Origin of the sequence: Streptomyces sp. NPDC005017, assembly GCF_042873115.1 — a bacterium.
Classification (GTDB): domain Bacteria; phylum Actinomycetota; class Actinomycetes; order Streptomycetales; family Streptomycetaceae; genus Streptomyces.
Map to the genome: position 1 here is coordinate 370,756 of NZ_JBIALD010000004.1, position 23,644 is coordinate 394,399.

At 72.9% G+C, this 23,644-nt stretch carries 20 protein-coding genes; 10 read left to right on the top strand and 10 right to left on the bottom strand.

All coding sequences use genetic code 11. The features are described 5' to 3' along the window. Positions 1–47 precede the first annotated feature (47 nt). Positions 48–1,151, bottom strand: coding sequence for a CapA family protein (locus ACFYR0_RS08900; RefSeq protein ID WP_389323548.1), 1,104 nt, complete (start codon positions 1,149–1,151; stop codon positions 48–50). A 192-nt stretch (positions 1,152–1,343) separates the two neighbouring features. Between ACFYR0_RS08900 and ACFYR0_RS08905 the strand changes: the two genes are divergently transcribed. From ACFYR0_RS08905 to proC, 3 genes are all read left to right on the top strand, one after another. Continuing rightward, complete coding sequence (locus ACFYR0_RS08905) at positions 1,344–2,789, top strand: glyceraldehyde-3-phosphate dehydrogenase (protein WP_386380144.1); 1,446 nt, start codon at positions 1,344–1,346, stop codon at positions 2,787–2,789. Positions 2,790–2,918: 129 nt separating this feature from the next. Continuing rightward, the gene (locus ACFYR0_RS08910) at positions 2,919–3,806 is read left to right on the top strand and encodes an NAD(P)-dependent oxidoreductase (RefSeq protein ID WP_389323552.1); all 888 of its coding nucleotides are present in this window, start codon (positions 2,919–2,921) and stop codon (positions 3,804–3,806) included. Between the two features lie 253 nt (positions 3,807–4,059). Then, entirely contained in the window at positions 4,060–4,887 is an 828-nt protein-coding gene (proC, locus tag ACFYR0_RS08915) for a pyrroline-5-carboxylate reductase (RefSeq protein WP_389323555.1), read from the top strand. A gap of 172 nt (positions 4,888–5,059) precedes the next feature. Here proC and ACFYR0_RS08920 read toward each other — a convergent pair whose 3' ends face one another. Beyond that, positions 5,060–5,527, bottom strand: a complete 468-nt coding sequence (locus tag ACFYR0_RS08920) for a winged helix-turn-helix transcriptional regulator (RefSeq protein ID WP_389323558.1) — start codon at positions 5,525–5,527, stop codon at positions 5,060–5,062. 95 nt (positions 5,528–5,622) lie between these two features. Here ACFYR0_RS08920 and ACFYR0_RS08925 point away from each other — a divergent pair, with 95 nt between their 5' ends. Further along, positions 5,623–6,123, top strand: a complete 501-nt coding sequence (locus tag ACFYR0_RS08925; protein WP_389323561.1) for a PaaI family thioesterase — start codon at positions 5,623–5,625, stop codon at positions 6,121–6,123. A gap of 45 nt (positions 6,124–6,168) precedes the next feature. On the opposite strand, the gene ACFYR0_RS08930 is transcribed toward ACFYR0_RS08925, so the two are convergent. Both ACFYR0_RS08930 and ACFYR0_RS08935 read right to left on the bottom strand, forming a co-directional pair. Next, complete coding sequence (locus ACFYR0_RS08930) at positions 6,169–6,762, bottom strand: TetR/AcrR family transcriptional regulator (protein ID WP_389323564.1); 594 nt, start codon at positions 6,760–6,762, stop codon at positions 6,169–6,171. Positions 6,763–6,909: 147 nt separating this feature from the next. Beyond that, positions 6,910–8,826, bottom strand: a complete 1,917-nt coding sequence (locus ACFYR0_RS08935; protein WP_389323567.1) for a glycoside hydrolase family 5 protein — start codon at positions 8,824–8,826, stop codon at positions 6,910–6,912. A gap of 110 nt (positions 8,827–8,936) precedes the next feature. Between ACFYR0_RS08935 and ACFYR0_RS08940 the strand changes: the two genes are divergently transcribed. After that, a complete protein-coding gene (locus ACFYR0_RS08940) occupies positions 8,937–9,167 on the top strand; it encodes a hypothetical protein (RefSeq protein WP_389323570.1) in 231 nt (76 codons plus the stop codon). Next, positions 9,167–9,559 (top strand): hypothetical protein, encoded by a 393-nt coding sequence (locus ACFYR0_RS08945; RefSeq protein WP_389323573.1) that lies wholly within the window; start codon positions 9,167–9,169, stop codon positions 9,557–9,559. The genes ACFYR0_RS08940 and ACFYR0_RS08945 overlap by 1 nt, the downstream gene beginning before the upstream one ends. A gap of 18 nt (positions 9,560–9,577) precedes the next feature. Here ACFYR0_RS08945 and ACFYR0_RS08950 read toward each other — a convergent pair whose 3' ends face one another. The 3 genes from ACFYR0_RS08950 to ACFYR0_RS08960 all read right to left on the bottom strand — a co-directional run bounded on the left by ACFYR0_RS08950 (position 9,578) and on the right by ACFYR0_RS08960 (position 13,573). Beyond that, complete coding sequence (locus tag ACFYR0_RS08950) at positions 9,578–10,837, bottom strand: VWA-like domain-containing protein (RefSeq protein WP_389323576.1); 1,260 nt, start codon at positions 10,835–10,837, stop codon at positions 9,578–9,580. Beyond that, complete coding sequence (locus tag ACFYR0_RS08955; protein WP_389323579.1) at positions 10,834–12,075, bottom strand: AAA family ATPase; 1,242 nt, start codon at positions 12,073–12,075, stop codon at positions 10,834–10,836. The genes ACFYR0_RS08950 and ACFYR0_RS08955 overlap by 4 nt, the downstream gene beginning before the upstream one ends. Positions 12,076–12,181: 106 nt before the next feature. Then, positions 12,182–13,573 carry a hypothetical protein gene (locus tag ACFYR0_RS08960; RefSeq protein ID WP_389323582.1) on the bottom strand — a complete coding sequence of 464 codons (1,392 nt, stop codon included), beginning with the start codon at positions 13,571–13,573 and terminating at the stop codon, positions 12,182–12,184. 317 nt (positions 13,574–13,890) lie between these two features. On the opposite strand from ACFYR0_RS08960, the gene ACFYR0_RS08965 reads away from it, so the two are divergent. After that, on the top strand, positions 13,891–14,775 hold the full coding sequence (locus ACFYR0_RS08965) for an aminoglycoside phosphotransferase family protein (RefSeq protein ID WP_389323776.1): 885 nt from the start codon (positions 13,891–13,893) through the stop codon (positions 14,773–14,775). A 169-nt stretch (positions 14,776–14,944) separates the two neighbouring features. On the opposite strand, the gene ACFYR0_RS08970 is transcribed toward ACFYR0_RS08965, so the two are convergent. After that, a complete protein-coding gene (locus tag ACFYR0_RS08970; RefSeq protein ID WP_389323585.1) occupies positions 14,945–15,358 on the bottom strand; it encodes a VOC family protein in 414 nt (137 codons plus the stop codon). A gap of 229 nt (positions 15,359–15,587) precedes the next feature. On the opposite strand from ACFYR0_RS08970, the gene ACFYR0_RS08975 reads away from it, so the two are divergent. After that, on the top strand, positions 15,588–15,986 hold the full coding sequence (locus tag ACFYR0_RS08975; RefSeq protein ID WP_389323588.1) for a DUF4440 domain-containing protein: 399 nt from the start codon (positions 15,588–15,590) through the stop codon (positions 15,984–15,986). A 120-nt stretch (positions 15,987–16,106) separates the two neighbouring features. Then, positions 16,107–16,712 (top strand): TetR/AcrR family transcriptional regulator, encoded by a 606-nt coding sequence (locus tag ACFYR0_RS08980; RefSeq protein WP_389323591.1) that lies wholly within the window; start codon positions 16,107–16,109, stop codon positions 16,710–16,712. Positions 16,713–16,817: 105 nt separating this feature from the next. On the opposite strand, the gene ACFYR0_RS08985 is transcribed toward ACFYR0_RS08980, so the two are convergent. Then, positions 16,818–17,453, bottom strand: a complete 636-nt coding sequence (locus tag ACFYR0_RS08985) for a hypothetical protein (protein ID WP_389323779.1) — start codon at positions 17,451–17,453, stop codon at positions 16,818–16,820. Between the two features lie 289 nt (positions 17,454–17,742). On the opposite strand from ACFYR0_RS08985, the gene ACFYR0_RS08990 reads away from it, so the two are divergent. After that, the gene (locus ACFYR0_RS08990) at positions 17,743–19,788 is read left to right on the top strand and encodes a discoidin domain-containing protein (protein ID WP_389323594.1); all 2,046 of its coding nucleotides are present in this window, start codon (positions 17,743–17,745) and stop codon (positions 19,786–19,788) included. A 294-nt stretch (positions 19,789–20,082) separates the two neighbouring features. Here ACFYR0_RS08990 and ACFYR0_RS08995 read toward each other — a convergent pair whose 3' ends face one another. Then, the gene (locus ACFYR0_RS08995; protein WP_389323597.1) at positions 20,083–23,457 is read right to left on the bottom strand and encodes a pyruvate carboxylase; all 3,375 of its coding nucleotides are present in this window, start codon (positions 23,455–23,457) and stop codon (positions 20,083–20,085) included. Positions 23,458–23,644 lie beyond the last annotated feature (187 nt).

The following is a 23,644-nucleotide window of genomic DNA, read 5'->3' on the forward strand; positions in this document are numbered from 1 at the left end:
AGGCCGCAAGCGACGGTGGTGGAACGGGTGTTCTGCGCGCCGGGGTCCTATGCGGCCGGCCGGGCCACCAGCGCGTCGCCGTCCGGGTCGACACGGACGCCGTAGGGGTGGCTGACGCGGTCCAGGGTGTCGCGCAGCCACCGCGTGTCCTGCGCGGGTGCCCGTTCCAGACGCAGCCGGCGGCTGCGCAGGGGGATCAGGCGTACCCGGCGCAAACGGCCGTCGCCCGCGTCGAGTTCGACGAGGTACAGCAATCGCAGGTCGTCGCGGTAGTGCTCCTGGCCGCCGATGCCCTCGTAGTCGTTGACGAGGTCGCCGCAGCCGTGCAGGACGAGCCGGCCGCGGTACAGCTCCAGCGGCCGTGGGTGGTGCGAGGAGTGCCCGTGCACCACGTCGGCTCCGGCGTCGACCAGGGCATGGGTCAGGGCGCGGTCCGAACGCGCCGGTGGATAGCCCCAGTTGGAGCCCAGATGCACCGACACCACGACCAGGTCCCCGGCCCGCTTGCGTTCCGCCACCGCCGTCAGCAGCCGGGGGAGCGTGCCGTCCCCGGCCAGATGGACTCCGCTGCGCCCGGCCGTCGCCGCCCAGTCGCGGGGGACCCCGCTGGACTCGGCCGCCAGACCGAACACGCTCAGCCGCACGTCGGGCCGTAGGCGGAGGGTCACCGGTGCGCCCGCCTCCCCGAGGTCCGCTCCCGCTCCGGCCGTCGGCAGACCGGCGGCGGACAGCGCGGCCAGGGTGTCGGCGAGACCGCGGCGGCCGTAGTCGAGGACGTGGTTGTTGGCCAGCACGCACACGTCCGGGCGGGCCACGGCCAGCGCCGGGAGGTTGTCCGGGTGCATCCGGTAGTGCACGGCCTTACCGGGCTGGAAGGCGTCGTGGCAGGTCACGGCCGTTTCGAGGTTGAGGATCCGGGCCTGTGGCGCCGCCGCGTCCAGCAGCTCCGGCACCTCACCCCACGGGTAGCCGAACCCCCGGTCCCGTGGCACGGCCCCGTTGCGGTCCTCCGCGAGGGCGACATAGACCCGGGCGTCGTGGACGTACTGCTCGGGGATCGCCGGATCGAGCGGGCGGGGCAGGAGCTGGTCCACTCCCCGGCCGAGCATCACGTCGCCGCAGAGGAACACCGAGACCGGCTCGCCGCCCATACCTCATGACACCCGGCACGGCCGCGGCACGCAAACGAGCGCGGGCCTCGCCGAAAGGAGAGGGGAGGGGGATCGTAAAAGGCGCCTACCGGGACGGAAGCCCACCCGAGTGCGGCCTCCGGGCCACCCCGTGAACGGCCGGATTCTCATCGGGTTAGCATATGAGCGCCGTCTAGCTCGAAAGTGAAGACTGTGACTGTCAACGACGACTCGTTCACCAACTGGAAGAACCGCGAGGAGATCGCGGAGTCGATGATCCCGATCATCGGGAAGCTGCACCGCGAGCGGGACGTGACCGTCCTGCTGCACAGCCGCTCCTTGGTGAACAAGTCGGTGGTCAGCATCCTCAAGACCCACCGCTTCGCCCGGCAGATCGACGGCGAGGAACTCTCCGTCACCGAGACGATGCCGTTCCTCCAGACCCTCACCACGCTGGACCTCGGCCCCTCCCAGATCGACATCGGCATGCTCGCCGCCGAGTACAAGGCCGACGACCGCGGCCTGTCGGTCGCGGAGTTCACCGCCGAGGCCGTCGCGGGTGCCACCGGCGCCAACAAGCTCGAGCGCGGCGAAGGCCGTGACGTCGTCCTGTACGGCTTCGGCCGCATCGGACGCCTCGTCGCCCGCCTGCTGATCGAGAAGGCCGGCTCCGGCAACGGCCTGCGCCTGCGCGCCATCGTCGTCCGCGGCGGCGGCGAGGCCGACCTGGTCAAGCGCGCCTCGCTGCTGCGCCGCGACTCGATCCACGGCCAGTTCCAGGGCACGATCACCGTCGACGAGGCGAACAGCACGATCGTCGCCAACGGCAACGCGATCCGTGTGATCTACGCGAACGACCCCTCCGAGGTCGACTACACGGCGTACGGCATCAAGGACGCCATCCTCATCGACAACACCGGCAAGTGGCGCGACCGCGCGGGCCTGTCCCAGCACCTGCGCCCCGGTATCGACAAGGTCGTCCTGACCGCCCCCGGCAAGGGCGACGTCCCGAACATCGTCCACGGCGTCAACCACGACACCATCAAGCCGGACGAGCGCATCCTGTCCTGCGCCTCCTGCACCACCAACGCGATCGTCCCGCCGCTGAAGGCCATGGACGACGAGTACGGTGTGCTGCGCGGCCACGTGGAGACCGTCCACTCGTTCACGAACGACCAGAACCTGCTGGACAACTACCACAAGGCCGACCGCCGGGGCCGTTCCGCGCCGCTCAACATGGTGATCACCGAGACCGGTGCCGCCTCCGCCGTCGCCAAGGCGCTGCCGGAGCTCAAGGCCCCGATCACCGGCAGCTCGATCCGCGTCCCCGTGCCGGACGTCTCGATCGCCATCCTGAGCCTGCGCCTGGGCCGCGAGACCAACCGCGAGGAGGTCCTCGAGTACCTCCGCGACGTCTCGCTGCACTCGCCGCTGAAGCGCCAGATCGACTTCACCACGGCCCCCGACGCCGTCTCCATGGACTTCGTCGGCTCCCGCCACGCGTCCATCGTCGACGCGGGCGCCACCAAGGTCGACGGCGACAACGCCATCCTCTACCTCTGGTACGACAACGAGTTCGGCTACTCCTGCCAGGTCGTCCGCGTCGTCCAGCAGGTCTCCGGGGTCGAGTACCCCACCTTCCCGGCCGCTCAGGCCTGAGCCCGGCCACGGTGTCCCCGCCCGAACTGTGCGGCGGGCGGGGACACCGCGCGGACTCTCGCCGCTCCAGGTCGCAAAGACCCCGGAGCGGCTTGCTCCGCGCCCCGCGGACCCGGGAGGGTGGAGGTCATGACCGACGAACTCACCGTCGCCGTGCTCGGCACCGGCATCATGGGTGCCGCGATGGCCCGCAACCTCGCCCGCGCCGGACACACCGTCCGCGCCTGGAACCGCAGCCGTGACAAGGCGGAGCCACTGACCGCCGACGGCGTGCGCGTGGCGGACACCCCGGCCGAGGCCGTCGAGGGCGCCGACGTCGTCCTCACGATGCTGTTCGACGGCCCCGTCACCCTCGACGTCATGCGCCAGGCCGCCAAGGGCCTGCGCGCCGGGGCCGCCTGGGTGCAGTCCACCACGGCCGGCCTGGACGGGATCGCCGGCCTCGCCGCCTTCGCCGACGAGCACGGCCTCGTCTTCTACGACGCCCCCGTCCTCGGCACCCGCCAGCCCGCCGAGGCCGGACAGCTGCTGGTCCTGGCCGCCGGCCCGGAGCAGGGCCGCGACCGCGTCAGGCCCGTCTTCGAGGCCGTCGGCGCCCGTACCGTGTGGACCGGCGAGGACGGTGCCGAGGGCTCCGCGACACGGCTGAAGCTCGTCGCCAACAGCTGGGTCCTCGCCGCGACCAACGCCGCCGGAGAGGTGCTCGCCCTGTCCGGGGCACTCGGCGTCGACCCGCAGAAGTTCTTCGACCTCATCGCCGGCGGCCCCCTGGACATGGGCTACCTGCGCGTCAAGAGCGACCTGGTCCGCGAGGGGCGGCTCTCACCCGCCCAGTTCGCCGTGTCGACCGCGGCCAAGGACGCCCGGCTGATCGTCGAGGCCGGACAGCGGCAGGGCGTCCGCCTGGACGTGGCCGAGGCGAGCGCGGCTCGCCTGGCCCGCGCCGCCGAGCAGGGGCACGGCGACGAGGACATGGCGGCGGCCTACTTCGCCAGCTTCGACGAGACCGACGCCTGACACAGCCCCGGCCCCCGCCCGGAAAACCGGGTGCGGGCACCGCGCCGTCCCGCATAGGCTGACGGCCGTCCAGGTGCGAAGGCTGTGGCTACTTCCTTGCAACGGTTCCGTGCCACCGCCGGCCATGACCTCTGGACGCCAAGGACACGAGCCGCCCGCCACGGGGGAGATCCGGCGGGCGGCTTCGTCGTGCCCGGAGCCCGCGCCGAGCACTCGGCGGGCACGTCCCCGGACCGCGGGTTACGGTGCAGCCATGATCTCGCTGTTCGGCGCCGGAGAGATGGGCGAGGCACTCCTCGCCGGTCTCGTGCGCTCGGGCCATGCCCCGGAGGAGATCCTCGTCGTCGAACCGCGCGCGGAACGCGCCGAGGAACTCAAGTGGAAGTACGGCGTCACGGCCGTGGCACCGCGGCACGCCGCCGAGGCGGCCGACACCGTGCTGATCGTGGTCCGGCCGCAGCACGTGGCGGAACTGCTCGACGAGATCGCCCCGCACCTCGGCCCCGACTGCCTGGTCGTCTCGGCCGCGGCGGGCATCCCGAGCCGGTTCGTCGAGCGGCGGCTCGGCGGGGAGCGGCCCGTCATCCGCGTCATGCCGAACACTCCCGTCCTCGTCGAGTCGGGCATGTCCGTGATCTCCCCGGGCCGCCACACCACCGAGGAGCATCTGCGCCGGGCCCGGCACCTGCTCAGCCCCGTCGGCAGGGTGATCCTCCTCGACGAGGAGTGCCAGGACGCGGCCACCGCCCTCTCGGGCAGCGCACCGGCCTACTTCTTCTACGTCATCGAGAACATGATCAAGGCCGGGAACGAGCTCGGCGTCCCCGAGGAGGCCGCCCGGGACATGGTCCTCCAGGCCGCCGAGGGTGCCGTGGCGATGATCCGAGGCACCGGCGAGCCGCCCGGCGCGCTGCGCGAGTCCGTCACGTCCCCCGGCGGCACGACCCAGGCGGCCGTGACCACCCTGGTCGACGAGGGCGTCGGCCGGGCCGTCCGCGAGGCGGTCGAAGCCGCCGCCCGACGCAGCCGCGAACTGGGCGAGCGCTACGCGGGGGAGCCGGGCACCGGCCCCGACGCCTGAAACGCCCGGGAGTCGAGAATCGGGGGCGGGGGGCGGGTTGCCGGCCCGACGCCTGAAACGCCCGGGAGTCGGGAGCCGGGGGCGGGTCGCCGGGCCCGACGCCCGAGACGCCCCGGGAGTCGATGTCACCGCCGGCATCCCCTCCGCCTCGTGCCGGCCCCGGCATCGCCCCTCACCCCAACCGCCGAGCCCCCGGCCCCGGCCTCGCGACCACATCCCCCGGCGTCAGCGCCACGCTCTCCGCGCAGCACTCCACGACCACCCGCACCTCGGCCCCGCACTCCTTGTGCCGGATGTCCAGCACCGGCCCCTCGGGCTCACCGGCGTACGTCTCGCCCCACTGGCCCAGCGCCATCAGGACCGGCCACAGATCCCAGCCCTTGCGCGTCAGCCGGTACTCCTTGCGCGCCCGGCTGCCCGGCTCCTGGTAGGGCACGGCCGAGAGGATGCCGGCCGCGGTGAGCTTGCGCAGCCGGTCGCTGAGCACCGCCTCGGACAGGCTCATATGACGGCGGAAGTCGTCGAACCGGCGCACCCCGTTGGCGGCGTCGCGCAGGATCTGCAACGTCCACTTCTCGCCCACCACTTCGAGCGTCCGCTGGACGGGGCAGTTCTCCGTGCTCGTCTCAAGCCACTGCATGGCGTCATCGTAGGCGCCTGACTTCGTCGTTGACAGTCAGCTCACGGCACGGCTAACTTCGATCTACGAAGCCAGCCGAGGGAGGCAGCGCACCCATGGGACGGACCCGCACGTACGAATGGCAGGACCCCGGGATCACGGCCGGGGCCGTCGGCAAGGGCACGGGTCTGGACCTGCTGCGCGACATGGTGGCCGGACGGCTGCCCTCGCCGCCCATCACGGCCACGCTCGGGTTCACGCTCGACGAGGTCGACCACGGCTACGCGGTGTTCTCCCTCGAGCCGGGCGAGGAGCACTACAACCCGATCGGCAGTGTGCACGGCGGCGTCTTCGCCACCCTGCTCGACTCGGCGGCGGGGTGCGCCGTGCAGTCGGTGCTGGCCGAGGGGATGGGCTACACCTCGCTCGACCTGAGCGTGAAGTTCCTGCGCCGGGTGACCGTGGACACCGGCCGGGTGCGGGCCATCGGCCGGGTCGTCAACAGCACCCGGCAGACCGCGCTCGCCGAGGCCACGCTCGTGGACGGCAACGACCGTCTGCTCGCCCACGCCACCAGCAGCTGCCTGCTGTTCCCGGTTCCGTCGGCCGAGGCGTGACGTGCGACGTGGCTCCGGCGGAAGACGCTCCGGCCTGCCGACGGGTCAGCCGGCCGCCGGGTCCGCCGGCACCGGGTCCGGCCAGTTCCGCAGCAGCGCGTCGAGGGCGTCGATGATCCGGGTCCAGGTCTCCTGGGTGTCGGGTGCGCTGTGGCTGAATCCGCCGCCCATCTCCAGGGTCACGTATCCGTGGAAGACGCTGCCCAGCAGCCGGACGGCATGGGTCTGGTCGGGTTCGGCCAGGTCGTAGCCGCGCAGGATCGCCCGGGTCAGCCGCGCGTGCCGTACCCCCGCACTGGCGGCGGCCGCCTGCGGGGTCAGCCGGAACTGGGCCGCCGAGTAGCGGCCCGGGTGCTCGCGGGCGTAGTCGCGGTAGACGTCGGCGAGCGCGCGCAGGGCGTCCTTGCCGGCCCGGCCCGCGAGTGCGTCGACCGCGCGGTCCGCGAGCTCCTCCAGGGAGAGCAGGGCGATCCGGGTCTTGAGGTCCTGGGAGCTCTTGACGTGCGAGTACAGACTCGCGACCCTCACCTCGAACCGCCGGGCGACCGCCGACACGGTGACCTGCTCGAAACCGACCTCGTCGGCCAGCTCCGCCCCGGCCCGGGTCAGGCGCTCCGCGGTGAGTCCGGCGCGCGCCACGGCGGCCCCCTTCCCTGTTCCTGAAGTGTGTGCCTCCCCGCCTGAATGCTTCAGGCAGGTCACGGCCACCCTAAGGCAGCCCGACCCGGTGGGTCGGCGTGATCAGGCCCGACGCCGGCACGGCCGGTCCGCACCCGGCGCCGTGGGTCAGCGCAGCCTGCGGCAGTACAGCGCGTCCGGTGTGCGGGAGGAGCCCAGGCGGCCCGTGTAGGCGATGCCGGCCGCGTACTCGTCGTCGGCGCACTGGCCCTTGTAGCGGCCGTACGCGAAGTCGCCGCCCTTCGGGGCCGGGCCGCGGTTGTCGCCCCGGTCGAACCAGAGGGTGCGGGCACCGGTGCCCGTGATCGTGCCGGCCACGGCCGGCGCGCACAGGGCGGCGGAGACGGCGGCGCCGCGGACGCTGTAGCCGATGAGGAACTGGCCCTCGGCGCACTGGAGTTTGCTGTAGCCGGAGGCCCAGTCCGAGCGGACGTGGCGCTCGTCCCTGACCACCTCGTGGGCGCGGGCGGAGTCCCAGCGCGGGCCCGCCGCCACGTCGGTGCACAGGCCCCGGTTGCCCGTGTGGCTCAGACCGATCAGCCGCTGTCCGTCGGGACAGGCCGCCTTGCGCGCCCCGGAGTCCCAGTCGCCCGCGGCCCGCATCCGGCGGGACCGGACGAAGTCGCCGTGGTCGGGGCTGAGCATCGGCCAGTGCGTCGCCGGGGCGATGTGGCCGGTGCGGCTGGGGGCGGACATCAGCCGGGTCCAGGCCGCGGCGCGCCAGTCGTCACCGTCGTACAGGCCCATCCGGTGGCCTCGCGCGTCCCAGTGCAGCAGGGCCCAGCCGTTGCCCCCGCGGTTCTCGTGCCAGCCGACCAGCGGCCAGTAGGCGAAGTCGGCGTCGGCGCGGATGAGCTGGTCGACGAAGTTCTCGAACCAGGCGCGCGGCTTCGGCCCGGTCTCCTCCCGGCCGCCGACGCCGAACTCGCTGATCCACAGCGGGGCGGTGTAGTGGCGGTCGCCCTCGGTGACGAAGAACGCCTGGCGGTCGAGCACGGAGATCAGGTCGGCCGGGCTGAGGTCGCGGTAGCGCGGGTCGGTGGTCTCGCCCATGCCGGTGGCGCCGGTGTGGTGGGGGCCCGTGTAGTCGTAGAAGTGGGCGGAGTACACCAGCTTGTCGGAGCTCAGGAGCGTGTGCGAGAGGTTGCGGGCCGGTTCCAGGGTGGGGCGGCCGTGGGGGAGGCCGTCCACCGGGATGCCGTACCAGTTGATGCCCTCCACCATGATCAGCAGGTCGGGGCCGGCCTCGGTCAGGATGCGGTCGGCGACGCGCTGTGAGGCGGCGAACCAGTCGTGGTCGTCGCCGAGGCCCCAGTTGGGGTCGTCCCAGACCGAGCGCCGCACCTCGTTGTAGAGGTCGGCGCCCACGACGCGCTTGTTGTCGCGGTAGCGGCGGGCCATGAACACCCAGTCGTTCTCCCACGCCGTCGTGGACAGGCTCGCGTTCCAGCGCTCGTTGCCGTCGACCCCGCAGCACCAACGGGTCGTGTTGGTGTGGTTGTTGAGGATCACCGCGAGCCCGGCCGCCGTCAGCTCGCGCACCACGACGTCGTACACCTGGAGCGGAGTGCTGCCCCGCAGCCGGGGGTTGGCGGCGACGGAGGCGTCGGTGACCGGGCGGCTGTCGTGGATCATCTCGTTGGAGAACGGCAGCCGGATGCTGTTGATCCCCAACTCCTGGAAGCCCGCGATGATGTCCGCCATGGGTGCCCGGTCCAGGCCGAGCGGCATCCGGCCGGAGTTCTCGCCCGCGTGGTGCTGGGCGTTGTCGTCCTGGCTGCCCGAGCCGTTCCAAGTGCCGCTAGCTCCGTGCCAGTTGCCCGACCGCAGCCGGAAGCGTTCGCCGTCGGCGTCCACGATCCAGCGCCCGCGTGTGCTGAGCGGGCCGGTCCAGTCCGCCGCCCCGGCGGAGGCGGCCGAGGGCGGGGTGGGGGCGGCGGCCGGTTCGGCCGAGGCGTCGGGGACGACCGCGAGGGTGCAGAGCAGTGCGGCGGCCAGCGTCCGGAGCACAGGCGTCTTTGTCATGGTCGCGCCATGATGGCGGATGTGGGGGGAGAAGGCCAGAGTGACCCGGGGCGGGGGGCCGGAGTCGGCCACGGCACGGCGGTGTCAGTGCCCTCTGCCATGATCCCCGCATGTCCGACGACCGGCCGAACCAGCCCCGCGTCACCGGCCGGCGCGGCGGCCCCACCGCCCCGTGCCGGCCGGCGCCCCCCGTTCCCGACCGTCGCGCGGCTCGGCGAGGCGTGCTCCTGCCGTTCGACGACGCACGGCAGGCGCTGATCCTCGGCAAGGCCTTCCCGCTCGCCGCCGACCGCGAGATCACCGACCCGAGCGTTCTCCGACAGACCGAGCGAGGTGCCTGATGGCCACCGTGACCTTCCGGGACGAGACCGCGACGGGCAAGGCCGTCGCCGAGCTGGCGGTCGAGGGCCTCCCCGACCGGATGAGCGTGCGGGAGCTGATCAGGCTGCGCGTGCGTGAGGAGGTCGCCCGCCACAACGACCGGCCGGGCGACCGGTTCCACGGCCTGGTCAGGCCCGACGACGCCGAAGTCGAGCTCAACGGCTACCGGCTGCGCGAGCCCCGCCGCATCGACTGGGAACGCCAGGCCGACATGGCCGAGCAGGCGTTCCTGGCCAACGGGTACTTCGTGCTGACCGGGGACCGGCAGATCGAGCACCTCGACGAGCAGATCGACCTCACGGCCGAACCGGACCTGGTGTTCATCAAACTCGTGGCGCTGGTCGGGGGCTGACCCCCATGGCGGCCCGGCTCATACGCCCGGGCCCCTCGGCCCGATGTCCACCACCCGCGCCCAGGCGGGCGGGTGTTCGGGCGCATGGTCCGGATCGTCCTCCCGCCAGGAGTCCGACGTCCCACCGCGCGGGAACAGCCCGATCACCGTGCGGCAGGCCGGCCGGACGGCCGGCCACGGGGTCTGCCCGTCGGTGAGGGCCACGACGACGTCCGGGCGGGGCCGTGCCGCGAGAGCCCTGGCGAAACCGCTGCGCAGATCCGTGCCCCCACCACCCAGCAACGGGATGTCCTCGGCCCGGCACAACGGCCCCACCACGTTCGCCGCCGCGTCGCAGGACAGCACGCTCACCAGGTCGCGCCGCCCCCCGACGGCACGGGAGATCGCGGCGATCTCCAGCAGGGCGCTGCCCAGTTCGGCGTCGCTGACCGAGCCGGAGGTGTCCACGACGACCGTGACACGCGGTGGCGTGCGGCGCAGACTCGGCAGCACCACACCGGGCAGGCTCGCCGAACGCCGGGCCGGGCGGCCGTAGACGTAGTCCTCGCCCACCCCGGCCGCGGACGCCGCCGAGCGGACGGCGGCACCCAGCAGTTCCCGCCAGGGCTGCGGCGGATGGACCACCTCCTCCGCCCACCGCCGCCACCCCCGCGGCGCGTCCCCGGGCCGGCCCGTGATCCCCCGGGCGACCCGGAACCGTACGGCGTCCCGCTCCTGCTCGCTGAGTCCGTGCGCCCCGTCCGGACCCAGCTCCCACTCCCGGGCCACGCCGTCGGCGCCGCTGCCGCAGTCCAGCCAGGCCAGGTACCGGGTCATCGGCCCGAGCCGGATCTCCCCCGCGTACTCCTCCATGAGCAGCCCGCCGGACAGCAGCAGATGACGCGGGAACACCGCGCCCTTCGGGACCACGAGACCGTCGCCGAACGCGTCGTCGTTGATCTCGCAGTCCGCCGCGAGGTTCATCCGCAGCCGGTCGCCCGCGCCCGTCATACCACGGTCGCGGGCGAGCCGGTCGCTGCGGCCGTGGTGGTCGCGCAGCAGATGCGACACCTCGTGCACCCACACCGCGGCCAGGTCCTCCACCGGCATCCGGTCCACGAACCCCGGTGAGACATAGCACCGCCAGTGCCGGTCGACCGCCATCGTCGGCACCGCGCGCGACTCGACGACATGCAGGGCGAACAGGGCCGTGGCGAGATAGGGCCGGGCCCGCGCCGCGTGCAGCCGGGCCGCGAACAGCTTGTCCAGGTCCAGCGCCACTGCCGTCGCCGCGCTCATCGGGCACCCTGCCCGGCGAGCGGGGCCGCGACGGCGGCACGGTCGGCCGCCCGGTCCGCGCGGCGGGACAGGGACACCGCCCCGGCCAGCCGCTCGATGGCCTCCGGCACGTCCCAGTCCTCGCGGCGCAGCCCGGCGAGCGCCGTGGCGGGGGCGACCACCAGATCGGGCGCCCCGGTCTCAAGGGCCCGCACCAGCAGCGCCCACGCGGCGTCCCAACGGGCACGCTCCGGACGGGCGTTGACCGCCGCCACCACCGCCTCGAGGCTCGCCTGCCGCAGATCCCCCCGCTCGGGCAGCTCGGCCCGGCCGGGGTCGGCGAGCAGCAGCTCGGGGTCGGGCAGGTCCATCCGGTCCATCGCCGCCAGCAGCTCGAATCCCGGGCCGTCCCCGACCGTTCCCCTGACCAGCAGCGACAGCACGTCCCGGGAGACCCCGGCGGCGGTCGCGAACGCGATCAGGGTCAGCGTCATGTCCCAGCTGCGCGGCGAGGGCCAGGCGCCGCCCCGGCGGGTCTCCCCGCTCGGCAGCCGGTGCACAAGGGTGGGCCGGGCCGTGAGGAACTCGCACACCGCGCGGCGCGCGAAGGCCACGGCCTCGCTCAGCAGGGCCGGGTCGAGCCGGGGCAGGGTGGCCCGGGGCCAGGTCCCGGCGAGGCCCCGTACGACGACCTCGTGGTCGTGGGTCCACTGGAGATGCACGAAACGGTTCGCCAGCGGAGGGCTCAGTTCCCAGCCGTCGGCGGCGGACGAACGCGGGTTGGCCGCCGCCACGATCCGTACCCCGGGCGGCAGCCGGAGGGCACCGATCCGCCGCTCCAGGACGAGCCGCAGCAGCGCGGCCTGCACGGCGGGCGGCGCGGTGGACAACTCGTCCAGGAACAGCAGCCCCCGGCCGGCCCGCACCAGGCGCACGGCCCAGTCCGGCGGTGCCATCGGTACGCCCTGCTGCGCGGGGTCGTCACCGAGGACGGGCAGTCCGGAGAAGTCGGACGGCTCGTGCACGCTCGCGATCACCGTGGTCAGGGGCAGATCCAGGGAAGCGGCCAGCTGGTTGAGCGCGGCGGTCTTGCCTATGCCGGGCTCACCCCACAGCAGCACCGGCAGATCGGCGGCCACGGCGAGAGTCAGGGCCTCCAACTGGGTGTCCGGGCGGGGTTCGGTCGTCGTGTCGCGCAGCAGGGTCAACAGCTCGCCTGCCACGTCGAGCCGGGAGGGGGAGACAGAAGTCTGGGGCATGCGTCATCACCTGGGGAAGGTCGTCGGGGCAGGGCGCGGCCCGGCACCCGGAAAGCCGGAAGGGAGAAGGAGGGGAGAAGAAGGGAGCAGAAGAGGAAGCGAGTTGTCAGCGCGCGGTCGTGTGGCGCGGGTGGGAGCGGTGGCCGCCTGGCCGCTTGGGTCCCGGCCAGGCCGACCGGTGCGGTGACGGCTCGGCCAGGCCCGCCCTGAACAGCCCGTAGGCGACCCGACGGCCGGCGGCCGCCTCCAGTTCGTCCAGCAACGGTCCACTGCGCAGCACCGCTTCGGGCCCGAGCAGCCCCTCCACGACGGCCAGTGCCCCGGCGATGTCGCCGTGCGCGAGACGTTCGCGGACACCTGTGAGGCACTCGGGCCTGCGGTGGGCCTCGTCGATCGCCCGCAGACAGGGCAGCGGCGGTCCGGAGAGCGCGGCGAGCAGTTCCTCGCGCCGGACCTCCGCCGGGTCGTGGTCGAGCGGGGCCAGTACGCCGTCGACCAGCCCGATCCGGTGCCGTGCGCCCCGGCACTCCACCAGCCGCGCCCCTCCCACCGGATCCGCGGCAGGCGGCGGGCCCGGCGCGTGTCCCGGTGCCAGAGCCTCGGCGACCAGGGGATGCAGCAGCCCGGGCTCGATCAGTCCGGCGCGCAGCAGTTCCAGGTCGGGCGGTACCCAGGTCGCCGCCTCGGGCAGCACGGGGAGTGTGGACACCCGCCCGTCGGCCGGAGCCGGAGTGATGCTGGCGTCCGCCGGTCCCGTGGGCCGGACCAGCAGCCGCTGCCGGGCGCCCAGACGTACGGCGACCGCTTCGCCCGGCCGCTGCTCGGCGTCCAGCAGGATCTCCGCCTCGGCCGCCCACCGGCCGACGGCACAGCGCGCCATGCCGGGCGCGTGCGGATCGGCCATGGAGGACAGGGCGGACAGGACGGGCAGGGCGGAGGGCGCCTCGTCGGACCCGGACCGTGCCCGTAGCTCCGCCGACCTGCGTACGTCCCACAGATGCCGGTGCAGATCGAGGCGGAACCGCCTGTTCGGCCGGGCGTGCGGATGCCCGCCCGTCCCGGAGGCGGGGCGGGCCCCGTCCCACAGGGCGAGGCTCATCCGCTGTCCGGCGTCCGCACGGGCCGGCGGGGTCCGCACGACCAGATGCACCGGACTCGCACCGTCCCGTCCCGCGCCCTCGTAGCGGGCCAGGGAGACGGTCAGGCCAGGACGCAGCAGCCCGTCGGGCGCGACGCGCGGCATGTGCCAGCGCAGCAGGTCGGGGGCCATGCAGCGGAGATCCGCGCGCACCCGGGCCGCGAACTCGCGCCCGTGGAGGTCCGCCGTGGACCGCAGACTCAGATCGACGTCGACACCGGCGGCGGCACACGCCCCGGCCCAGTCACCGGCGCGACGACGGACGGTCGCGGTCTCGATCATGGACGTGGGCACGGCGTACTCACGCACGCGCAACCAGAGGGAAAGACGGGGATCGCCGTTCGCGATGTGAGTGGTCATCAGCACTCACCTTGCGCGGACGGTTCCCCCAAACTCTGAAGAGAGGAAGTAGTCATCGCGGCGATGGTAACCACGAATCCGCGGATGTGTCAGGTGGTTTGATCCCGGCGGGCGGCGGGCGGCGGGCGGCGGGCGGCGGGCGGCGGGCGGCGGGCTGCGAGGGCGAGGGGCGGACGCCGGCGCCGGCGGGCGTGGCACGCGCCCCGGTCGCGGTCGATGACTCCGAGGCGAGGCCCGACGCGGCGGCCCGGCGGACAAAAGGGTTTGACCGCCCGCGAGGGTCACGGGTCGGATGGGACGCCATGGACGCAGTGCGGATGCATCCCGGTCAGCAGGCCGTCGACGGCGACCTCGTACGGCGGCTGGTCGCCGGCCAGTTCCCGCGCTGGGCCGCGCTGCCCGTCGAGCGGATCGCGTCCGGCGGCACGGTCAACGCCATGTACCGCCTGGGCGAGGACCGGGTCGTACGGCTGCCGCTGGTCCGGGGCGGTGTCGCCGATGTGGCGCTGGAGCAGGAGTGGCTGCCCCGCCTCGCGGCCCGGCTGCCCGTGGCCGTGCCCGAGGTGCTGGGAGCGGGGAGGCCCGCCGAGGGGTACCCGTGGCCCTGGTCGGTCTACCGGTGGCTGCCGGGCGGGAACCCGCGCGCGGGAGACCTCGCCGAACCGGTGGAACTGGCCGAGGGCCTGGCCCTGTTCGTCGCCGCGATGCGTGGCGTCGGCCTTCCGGGCGCGCCCCGGGCCCACCGCGGCGGTCCGCTCGCCGAGCAGGACGTGGAGACCCGCGCGGCGATCGAGCGACTGCGCGCCCTGCCGCAGGAGGGCGTGGACTGCGACGCCGTGGCCGCCCGGTGGGCCGAGGCGATGCGTGCCCCGACCTGGGACGGTCCTCCCGTGTGGCTGCACGCCGACCTGATGCCGGGCAACATCCTCGTGGACGGCGGCAGGCTCGGCGCGGTGATCGACTTCGGCTGCGCGGGCCTGGGCGACCCGGCCTGTGACCTCTTCCCCGCCTGGAACCTGCTCCCGCCGCCCGCCCGGCGGGTCTTCCGCGAGGCGTTGGACGTCGACGACGTCACCTGGCGGCGCGGCCGGGCCCGCGCGCTGTCCCAGGCGCTCATCGCCCTGCCGTACTACCGCGAAACGAACCCGGCCATGGCGGACAACGCCCGGCACGTGATCCGCGCGGTCCTGGACGACGACTGAGAGCGAGAGCGGGTCCCGGACGGTTTCATCCGCCGCCTGCCCCAACACACCACCCGGGAAGAGGAGTCGCCCCACGCCGCTCCGATAGAGCCGTTGCCCCCGGCGTACCTGCCGGCGCTGGCGGAGACGTGGTTCGGCACGGCATGACCTCCGCAGGGCCCGGTGCGGCTCAGCCCTGCGGCTGGACGATGTCGATCATCCAGGGGACGCCGAAGCGGTCCGTGCACATGCCGAACACATCGCCCCACATCTGCTTCTCCAGCGGCACGGAGACCTGGGAATCCGCGGACAGCTTGTCCCAGTACCCACGCAGTTCGGCCTCGTCCTCGCCGCTGACGCTCACCGAGAAGTAGTTGCCTCGTGTCGCCTCCATGCCGGGCGGGGTGTCGGCGCCCATCAGTGTGAAGCCGGCGTCGGTCTCCAGCATGCCGTGCATGATCTTGTTCTCGTCCGGTGTGCCCGTCTGGCCGAACTCGCCGAACGTGTTGAGCTTGAGCGTGCCGCCGAAGACCTCCCTGTAGAACTCCATCGCCTCCCGCGCGGTGCCGTCGAAGCTGAGGTAGGGGTTGAGGCGTGACGCCATGAGAACCTCCCGGAACGGGCAGATCAGTCTATTGCGCGCACAGTAGCGCGGGCCACTGACAGCGGCCCGCCGGGCGCACCCGCCCCGGCCCGCCTCGGTCTGGTCCGCCTCGGTCTGGTCCGGCCCAGCCCACCCCGGCCCGGCCCGGACGATCGCGGTCCCGGCGATCCCGGCGGTCTCCCGAAAACGCGTTCACCCGTTCGCGGGGCGCGTGATAGTGCTTGGGCGCATGACGACGATCAGCGCCGATCAGGGCAGTGACGATCCGCAGGTGGCGGAGGCGATCGCCGCCGAGTACGAGACGCTGTCCCCGGACTGCCGTGCCGACGCCGACCGTCTGCGGAGCTTCCTCGCCCCGGACTTCCACGAGTTCGGCGCCTCGGGCGGCGAGATCGTCTTCGAGGGCACCGCGGAACGCGTCGCTTCCGGCACCGATCCGGAGGGTGAGCCCATCACGGTCGAGCGGATGCGGGGCGTACGGCTGGCCGAGGGACTGGTGATGCTCAAGTACACGGTGAACATCGACGGCCGCTGGTCCCACCGAACCTCCCTGTGGCGCCGGGCCGCCCCGGGGCGCTGGCAGATGTTCCACAACCAGGGCACGCCGACCAGTCCTCCCACGGACTGACCCGGTCCGTCGCGCCCCGCCTACGCCCGCGCCGTTCCATCGCACCAGGGTCAATTCACTGCACCTGTAGTAGTCTACCGACACCACGGTGGCCGTAGTACTGCAAATGGAGTGGTTCGATTGGTGCGCAGGAACGATCAGCGACGGGCCGCCCTGGTGGACGCCGCCATCGAGGTGCTGGCGCGGGAGGGGGCGCGCGGTCTGACCTTCCGGGCCGTGGACGCGGAGGCCGGTGTACCCGTCGGGACCGCCTCCAACTACTTCTCGCACCGCGACGACCTGCTCATCCAGACCGGTGGACGGGTCTACGAGCGGCTCCAGCCTGACCCGTCGGAGTTCGACCGGCTGCGCGCGGTCGAGCGGGACCAGGACCGGGACCTGTACCGGCAGGCGATGTACGCCCTGGTCGACCGGGTCGGCGGGTTCCGCTCCGGATACCTGGCGCTGCTCGAACTGCGCCTGGAGGCCACCCGGCGCCCCGGGCTGCGCAGGCTGCTGACCGAGCAGGTGCGGGGCGACCTGGACGCGAACGTCGCGTACCACGAGGCGAGCCGTCTGCCGGGCGACGCCCTCACCGTCAAGCTGCTGTACCTGGCGCTCAACTGGCTGATCGTCGAGCAGCTCACCCTCCCGGACGTGCTCTCGGAGCGCGAGCGCGAGGAACTGGTCGACGCGGCGGTCGAGCGCCTGCTGGGGGACTGGCCGGGCGAGGCCGGCACGGCGTAGGGCCCCTCGGACGGCTCCGCCGCGGCGCCGGGACCGCCGTGGAGGCCGAGGCCGAGGGGCCGCGCCCGGAAACACCTGGGCCGGGCCCGGCCCCGTCCGCCGTGATCAGTACAGCTTGTTGACCGCCGTCTTGGTCGTCCGCCTGAAGTCCGCCACCTGCGCGTGCCGGAAGTCGCCCATCCGGGCCCACTTCACGAAGGTGACGGTCCTGCCGTCGCGGCCGACCGACATCAGGGCGACGTCGGAGGCGCCCCAGGTCGTGCGGGTGTGCAGCCCGTAGACGTGGGCGCCCTCCTCGACGGCGAGCTTGCCGTAGTACCTGCCGGTCGCCGACACGTCCGGGTGCTGCTTCTCCAGCGCGGTCGCGCAGTCGCGGATCTTCTTGCGGAGCAGGGCGGCGAAGTCGGCGGCCTTCGTCGCGTCGCGGGCCACGACGGTCACCTGGAGCGCGTTGGTGTCGTACTCGGTCCAGAAGGCGCGGTGCCTGGAGGTCGACGGCAGTGCCTCGCCGACGCAGACCGGGAGCGGGTCGGGCTGTCCGGCGGTGACCGGACCGGCGTACCAGGCCGAGGAGGCGTGCGGCGGCAGCTCGGCCGGCTTGAGGAACTTCGGGCCGGTGGCGGCGGTCGCCGAGGGTACGGCCGCGGTGAGGGCCACGGCGGCGCCGGTCGCCACCGTGGCGAGTGCCAGCTGGATGCGCCGAGGGTGCGTGCCGGGCGTCGCGACGCCGCGGAGATCCATCAGAAGGGCCCTGGGACGGACGGTCATGGTTTCCCCCGTGGGTGGGTCGTGTGCGGATGCGGTGCCACGGCAGTGACTGTGCCTCGTACGACCTGTGGACACCCCCGACCGTTGCCCCGTGTTCCGCCACAAATCGGTTCCATTCTTCACGGAAGGGCAACATCCGTGTCCGTCTGGGGCGTTCGGTGAATGACGCACGGCTCTTGACTCCTCGGACCCCCCATTCGATCCTCGTCGGTAACTTTCGCTGGGCATGACAATTTCAGCCGTCCGATCTAGGGATGTGGCCATGCACCGACGCCCTCACGTCGCCGTCGTCTCGCTGCTGCTGCTCTTGCTGGCCATGGCCCTCGGCCCGGCGCCGAGTTCCGCCGCGGCGGCCGACGACTGGTGGAATCCGTCCGCGCGGCCCGCCCAGGACTCCGGGACCGGTGTCACCGGCGAACCGTTCAAGGGCACCGACTCCCGTGGCAAGGTGCGCGGGTTCGTCGACGCCCACGACCACATCTTCTCCAACGAGGCCTTCGGCGGGCGCCTGTTGTGCGGCAAGCCGTTCTCCGAGGCCGGTATCGCGGACGCGTTGAAGGACTGTCCCGAGCACTACCCGGACGGCTCGCTGGCGGTCTTCGACTTCATCACCAAGGGGGGCGACGGACGCCACGAGCCCGTCGGCTGGCCCACGTTCAAGGACTGGCCCGCCCATGACTCGCTCACCCACCAGCAGAACTACTACGCCTGGATCGAGCGCGCCTGGCGCGGCGGGCAGCGCGTCCTCGTCAACGACCTGGTCACCAACGGTGTGATCTGCTCGGTCTACTTCTTCAAGGACCGCTCCTGCGACGAGATGACCTCCATCCGGCTCCAGGCGAAGCTGACCTACGACCTCCAGGCGTACATCGACAGGCAGTACGGCGGCGCCGGCAAGGGCTGGTTCCGGGTCGTCACCGACAGCGCGCAGGCCCGGCAGGTGATCGAGCAGGGCAAACTCGCCGTCGTGCTCGGCGTGGAGACCTCCGAGCCGTTCGGCTGCAAGATGATCCTGGACATCGCGCAGTGCAGCCGGGAGGACATCGACAAGGGCCTCGACGAACTGCACGCGCTCGGGGTGCGCAGCATGTTCCTCTGCCACAAGTTCGACAACGCCCTGTGCGGCGTCCGCTTCGACTCCGGCACGCTCGGAACGGCCATCAACGTCGGCCAGTTCCTGTCCACCGGCACCTTCTGGCGCACCGAGAAGTGCACCGGCCCACAGGCCGACAACCCCATCGGCTCGGCCTCCGCGGCCGCCGCCGAGAGCAAGCTCCCCGCGGGCGTGTCGGTGCCCTCGTACTCGGGCGACGCCCGGTGCAACGTGCGCGGGCTGACCGACCTCGGTGAGTACGCCGTGCGCGGCATGATGAAACGCAAGATGATGCTCGAGGTCGACCACATGAGCGTCAAGGCGACCGGGCGGGTCCTCGACATCTTCGAGGCCGAGTCCTACCCCGGCGTGATCTCCTCGCACAGCTGGATGGACCTCAACTGGACCGAGCGCGTCTACGCCCTCGGCGGGTTCATCGCCCAGTACATGCACGGCTCCGAGGGCTTCAGCGCGGAGGCACGGCGCACCGAGGCGCTGCGCGACAAGTACGGCGTCGGCTACGGCTACGGCACCGACATGAACGGCGTCGGCGGCTGGCCCGGCCCCCGCGGCGCGAACACCCCCGACCCCGTGAAGTACCCCTTCCGCAGCACCGACGGCGGCTCGGTCATCGACCGGCAGACCACCGGCGAGCGCACCTGGGACCTCAACACCGACGGAGCCGCCCACTACGGCCTGGTACCGGACTGGATCGAGGACATCCGGGTGACCGGCGGCCAGGACGTCGTCGACGACCTGTTCCGGGGCGCCGAGTCCTACCTCGGCACCTGGGGCGCGGCCGAACACCACCAGGCCTCGGTCAACCTGGCCAAGGGGGCTCCGGCCACGGCCAGTTCGAGCGAGTGGAGCCTGTTCACCAGCTACGCGCCCGGCCGGGCCGTGGACGGCAGCCGTGACACCCGCTGGGCGAGCGACTGGAGCGACGGCCAGTGGCTGCGCCTCGACCTCGGTTCGACCCAGCGGGTCGGCCGGGTCACCCTCGACTGGGAGCGCGCGTACGGCCGTTCGTACCGCGTCGACCTCTCCACCGACGGCGTCGACTGGCGCACCGTCTGGTCCACCACCGGCGGCGACGGCGGCCTCGACACCGCCGACTTCGCGGGCACACCCGCCCGCTACGTCCGCCTCCAGTTCCTCGGCCGGGCCACCAACTGGGGTTACTCGCTGCACGAGGTGACCGTGCACAGCGCCTGACGTCATCTCGGGAAGGCCGGTCTCAGGAAGACCCTCGCGCGAGCGGCCGGGCGGCCGCGGCCGCCCGGCCGAACTCGTCGTCGGCCAGGCCGGTACCCATCTGGGCAGTCTGCGCGGCGGCCTCGTCGCGGGCTGGACCTCGGGCGCCACCGCCCTCGTCCCGGGCGGCCCGCTGTGCCCGGCCGCCGTGACCTCGGTGGCGGCGACCACGCCCGGACCGCGCGGAACGCGGCAGGCGGGCACGGGACCCGAGGCCCCCGTGCCCGCCGAAGCCCGACGGGGTCACCGCCGCACTCAGCCGATGACCACCAGCAGGTCGCCGCCCTCCACCTGCTGCACCCGGTTCACGGCCAGCCGGGACACCCGGCCGGCCTTCGGCGCGGTGATGGACGCCTCCATCTTCATCGCCTCGATGGTGGCCAGCGTGGCACCGGCCTCCACCTCGTCGCCCTCCGCGGCCACCAGCGTGACCACACCGGCGAACGGCGCCGGGACATGGCCCGGGTCGGCGCGGTCGGCCTTCTCCGTGACCGGGACGTCGGAGGCCGCCGCCCGGTCACGGACCTGGATCGGACGGAGCTGGCCGTTCAGCGAGGACATCACCGTGCGCATGCCCCGCTCGTCGGCCTCACCGACGGCCTGGAGCTCGATGAGCAGCCGCACACCGGGTTCCAGGTCGATGGAGTACTCCTGGCCGGGGCGCAGACCGTAGAAGAAGTCCTTGCTGTCCAGGACGCTGGTGTCGCCGAACGCCTGCCGGTGGGTGTCGAACTCCCGGGTCGGCGCCGGGAACAGCAGCCGGTTCAGCGTGGGCCGCGGCTCCTTCTCCAGACCCTCGCGGTCCTCCGCGGACAGCCGCGCCATCGGCTTTGCCTCGGCCCGCCCCTGGAGCGCCCGGGTGCGGAACGGCTCGGGCCAGCCGCCGGGCGGGGTGCCCAGCTCACCGCGGAGGAAGCCGATCACCGAGTCCGGGATGTCGAACCGGGACGGTTCCGCCTCGAAGTCCCTCGGGTCCACGCCCGCGCCCACCAGGTGCAGTGCCAGGTCGCCCACCACCTTCGACGACGGCGTGACCTTCACCAGCCGGCCCAGCATCCGGTCGGCCGCCGCGTACATCGCCTCGATCTGCTCGAAGCGGTCTCCGAGACCGAGCGCGACCGCCTGGGTGCGCAGGTTGGACAGCTGACCACCCGGGATCTCGTGGTGGTAGACCCGGCCGGTCGGCGCGGACAGGCCCGCCTCGAAGGGGGCGTACACCTTGCGCACGCTCTCCCAGTACGGCTCCAGGTCGCCGACCGCCGCGAGGCTCAGCCCGGTCGGCCGCTCGGAGTGGTCCGTCGCGGCGACGATCGAGGACAGCGACGGCTGCGAGGTCGTGCCGGCCATCGAGGCCACCGCCCCGTCCACCGCGTCCGCGCCCGCCTGGACCGCGGCGAGATAGGTGGCGAGCTGCCCGCCCGCGGTGTCGTGGGTGTGCAGATGCACCGGCAGGCCGAACTCCCGGCGCAGGGCCGAGACCAGCTTCGCCGCGGCCGGGGCCCGCAGCAGGCCCGCCATGTCCTTCACCGCCAGCACGTGCGCGCCCGCGTCGACGATCCGCTCGGCCAGCCGCAGGTAGTAGTCCAGCGTGTAGAGCTTCTCGGACGGGTCCGACAGGTCGGAGGTGTAGCAGAGCGCCACCTCCGCGACCGACGTCCCCGTCTCCCGCACGGCGTCGATCGCGGGCCGCATCTGGTCGACGTCGTTCAGCGCGTCGAAGATGCGGAAGATGTCGATGCCGGTGGCCGCGGCCTCCCGTACGAACGCGTCGGTGACCTCCGTCGGGTACGGCGTGTAGCCGACGGTGTTGCGGCCGCGCAGCAGCATCTGCAGACAGATGTTCGGCACGGCCTCGCGCAGCGCGGCCAGCCGCTCCCACGGGTCCTCCGCGAGGAACCGCAGCGCCACGTCGTACGTCGCGCCGCCCCAGCACTCCAGGGACAGCAGGCCGGGCAGCGTACGGGCGACGACCGGGGCGACGGCCAGCATGTCCTTGGTGCGCACCCGGGTGGCGAGCAGCGACTGATGGGCGTCGCGGAACGTCGTGTCGGTCACGCCCAGCGTCGGCGACTCGCGCAGCCAGCTCGCGAAGCCCTGGGGGCCCAGCTCGGCCAGCCGCTGCCGGGAGCCGGCCGGCGGCTCGCCCGCGGGCAGCGGCGGCAGCTTGCCCGCCGGCTCCGCCAGCACCGGGCGCTCGCCGTGCGGCTTGTTGACCGTCACATCGGCCAGGTACGTCAGCAGCTTCGTACCGCGGTCCGCGGAGTGGCGCGAGGTGAGCAGATGCGGACGCCGCTCGATGAACGAGGTCGTGGCCCGGCCCGCCTGGAAGTCCGGGTCGTCCAGCACCGCCTGGAGGAAGGGGATGTTGGTGGCCACACCGCGGATACGGAACTCCGCGACCGCGCGCCGGGCGCGGTTCACGGCCGTGGTGAAGTCCCGGCCCCGGCAGCTCAGCTTCACCAGCATCGAGTCGAAGTGCGCGCTGATCTCCGAACCGGCGTGCGTGGTACCGCCGTCCAGCCGGATGCCGGAGCCGCCGGGGGAGCGGTAGGCGCTGATCCGGCCGGTGTCCGGGCGGAAGCCGTTCGCCGGGTCCTCGGTGGTGATACGGCACTGGAGCGCGGCGCCGCGCAGCGTGATGTTCTCCTGCGCCAGACCGAGGTCGGCGAGCGTCTCCCCGGAGGCGATGCGCAACTGCGCCTGCACCAGGTCGACGTCGGTGACCTCCTCGGTCACCGTGTGCTCGACCTGGATGCGCGGGTTCATCTCGATGAAGACGTGGTTTCCGGCGGGGTCGACGAGGAACTCCACCGTGCCCGCGTTGCGGTAGCCGATCTGCCGGGCGAACCGCACGGCGTCCGCGCAGATCCGGTCCCGCAGCCCGGGGTCGAGGTTCGGCGCGGGCGCCAGCTCGATCACCTTCTGGTGGCGGCGCTGCACCGAACAGTCGCGCTCGAACAGGTGGATGACCTCGCCCTCGCCGTCCGCGAGGATCTGCACCTCGATGTGGCGCGGGTCGACGACGGCCTTCTCCAGGAACACCGTCGCGTCACCGAACGCCGACGCCGCCTCCCGCGAGGCCGCCTCGATCGACTCCCGCAGCTGCGCGGGGTCCTCGACCCGGCGCATACCGCGCCCGCCCCCGCCCGCGACGGCCTTCACGAACACCGGGAACCCGATCTCCCCTGCCGACTGCACCAGCTCGTCGACGTCCGTGGAGGGCGCCGAGGAGCCGAGCACCGGCACCCCGGCCGCGCGCGCCGCGGCCACCGCACTGGCCTTGTTGCCCGTCAGCTCCAGGATCTCCGCGTCCGGACCGACGAAGGTGATGCCCGCCTCCCGGCACGCCCGCGCCAGCTCCGGGTTCTCGGAGAGGAAGCCGTAGCCGGGATACACGGCGTCGGCCCCCGCGCGCAGGGCGGCGCCCACGATCTCCTCCACCGAGAGATACGCCCGCACCGGGTGTCCCGGCTCGCCGATCTCGTAGGCCTCGTCAGCCTTCAACCGGTGCAGAGAGTTGCGGTCCTCGTGAGGGAAGACGGCAACCGTCCGCGCGCCCAGCTCATAGCCGGCGCGGAACGCGCGAATCGCGATCTCGCCACGGTTGGCGACCAGTACCTTGCGGAACATTCGGGATCCCTTCAGCCTGGCGATGACCCGCCCATGGTGGCTTCCGTACCGTCCGGACGCTATGTGACCCGGCCCACGGACAGCATCGCTGACATGAGGCCCCGTCGGGATTTCCTCCGCGGAGTTTCCGAGCTGAGACCTCCAGGGGACTGCCTCACCGCAACCGCCATGGCCGAAACTGTGTCTC

Bases quoted from the DNA above. Each gene is read 5' to 3' on its own strand.
- ACFYR0_RS08950 (WP_389323576.1), bottom strand. From the start codon at position 10,837: ATGAGCGCGGCGACGGCAGTGGCGCTGGACCTGGACAAGCTGTTCGCG.
- ACFYR0_RS08995 (WP_389323597.1), bottom strand. From the start codon at position 23,457: ATGTTCCGCAAGGTACTGGTCGCCAACCGTGGCGAGATCGCGATTCGC.
- ACFYR0_RS08985 (WP_389323779.1), bottom strand. From the start codon at position 17,453: ATGGATCTCCGCGGCGTCGCGACGCCCGGCACGCACCCTCGGCGCATC.
- ACFYR0_RS08955 (WP_389323579.1), bottom strand. From the start codon at position 12,075: ATGCCCCAGACTTCTGTCTCCCCCTCCCGGCTCGACGTGGCAGGCGAG.
- ACFYR0_RS08960 (WP_389323582.1), bottom strand. From the start codon at position 13,573: ATGACCACTCACATCGCGAACGGCGATCCCCGTCTTTCCCTCTGGTTG.
- ACFYR0_RS08910 (WP_389323552.1), top strand. From the start codon at position 2,919: ATGACCGACGAACTCACCGTCGCCGTGCTCGGCACCGGCATCATGGGT.
- ACFYR0_RS08990 (WP_389323594.1), top strand. From the start codon at position 17,743: ATGCACCGACGCCCTCACGTCGCCGTCGTCTCGCTGCTGCTGCTCTTG.
- ACFYR0_RS08925 (WP_389323561.1), top strand. From the start codon at position 5,623: ATGGGACGGACCCGCACGTACGAATGGCAGGACCCCGGGATCACGGCC.
- ACFYR0_RS08940 (WP_389323570.1), top strand. From the start codon at position 8,937: ATGTCCGACGACCGGCCGAACCAGCCCCGCGTCACCGGCCGGCGCGGC.
- ACFYR0_RS08975 (WP_389323588.1), top strand. From the start codon at position 15,588: ATGACGACGATCAGCGCCGATCAGGGCAGTGACGATCCGCAGGTGGCG.
- ACFYR0_RS08965 (WP_389323776.1), top strand. From the start codon at position 13,891: ATGCATCCCGGTCAGCAGGCCGTCGACGGCGACCTCGTACGGCGGCTG.
- ACFYR0_RS08920 (WP_389323558.1), bottom strand. From the start codon at position 5,527: ATGCAGTGGCTTGAGACGAGCACGGAGAACTGCCCCGTCCAGCGGACG.
- ACFYR0_RS08970 (WP_389323585.1), bottom strand. From the start codon at position 15,358: ATGGCGTCACGCCTCAACCCCTACCTCAGCTTCGACGGCACCGCGCGG.
- ACFYR0_RS08945 (WP_389323573.1), top strand. From the start codon at position 9,167: ATGGCCACCGTGACCTTCCGGGACGAGACCGCGACGGGCAAGGCCGTC.
- proC (WP_389323555.1), top strand. From the start codon at position 4,060: ATGATCTCGCTGTTCGGCGCCGGAGAGATGGGCGAGGCACTCCTCGCC.
- ACFYR0_RS08900 (WP_389323548.1), bottom strand. From the start codon at position 1,151: ATGGGCGGCGAGCCGGTCTCGGTGTTCCTCTGCGGCGACGTGATGCTC.
- ACFYR0_RS08935 (WP_389323567.1), bottom strand. From the start codon at position 8,826: ATGACAAAGACGCCTGTGCTCCGGACGCTGGCCGCCGCACTGCTCTGC.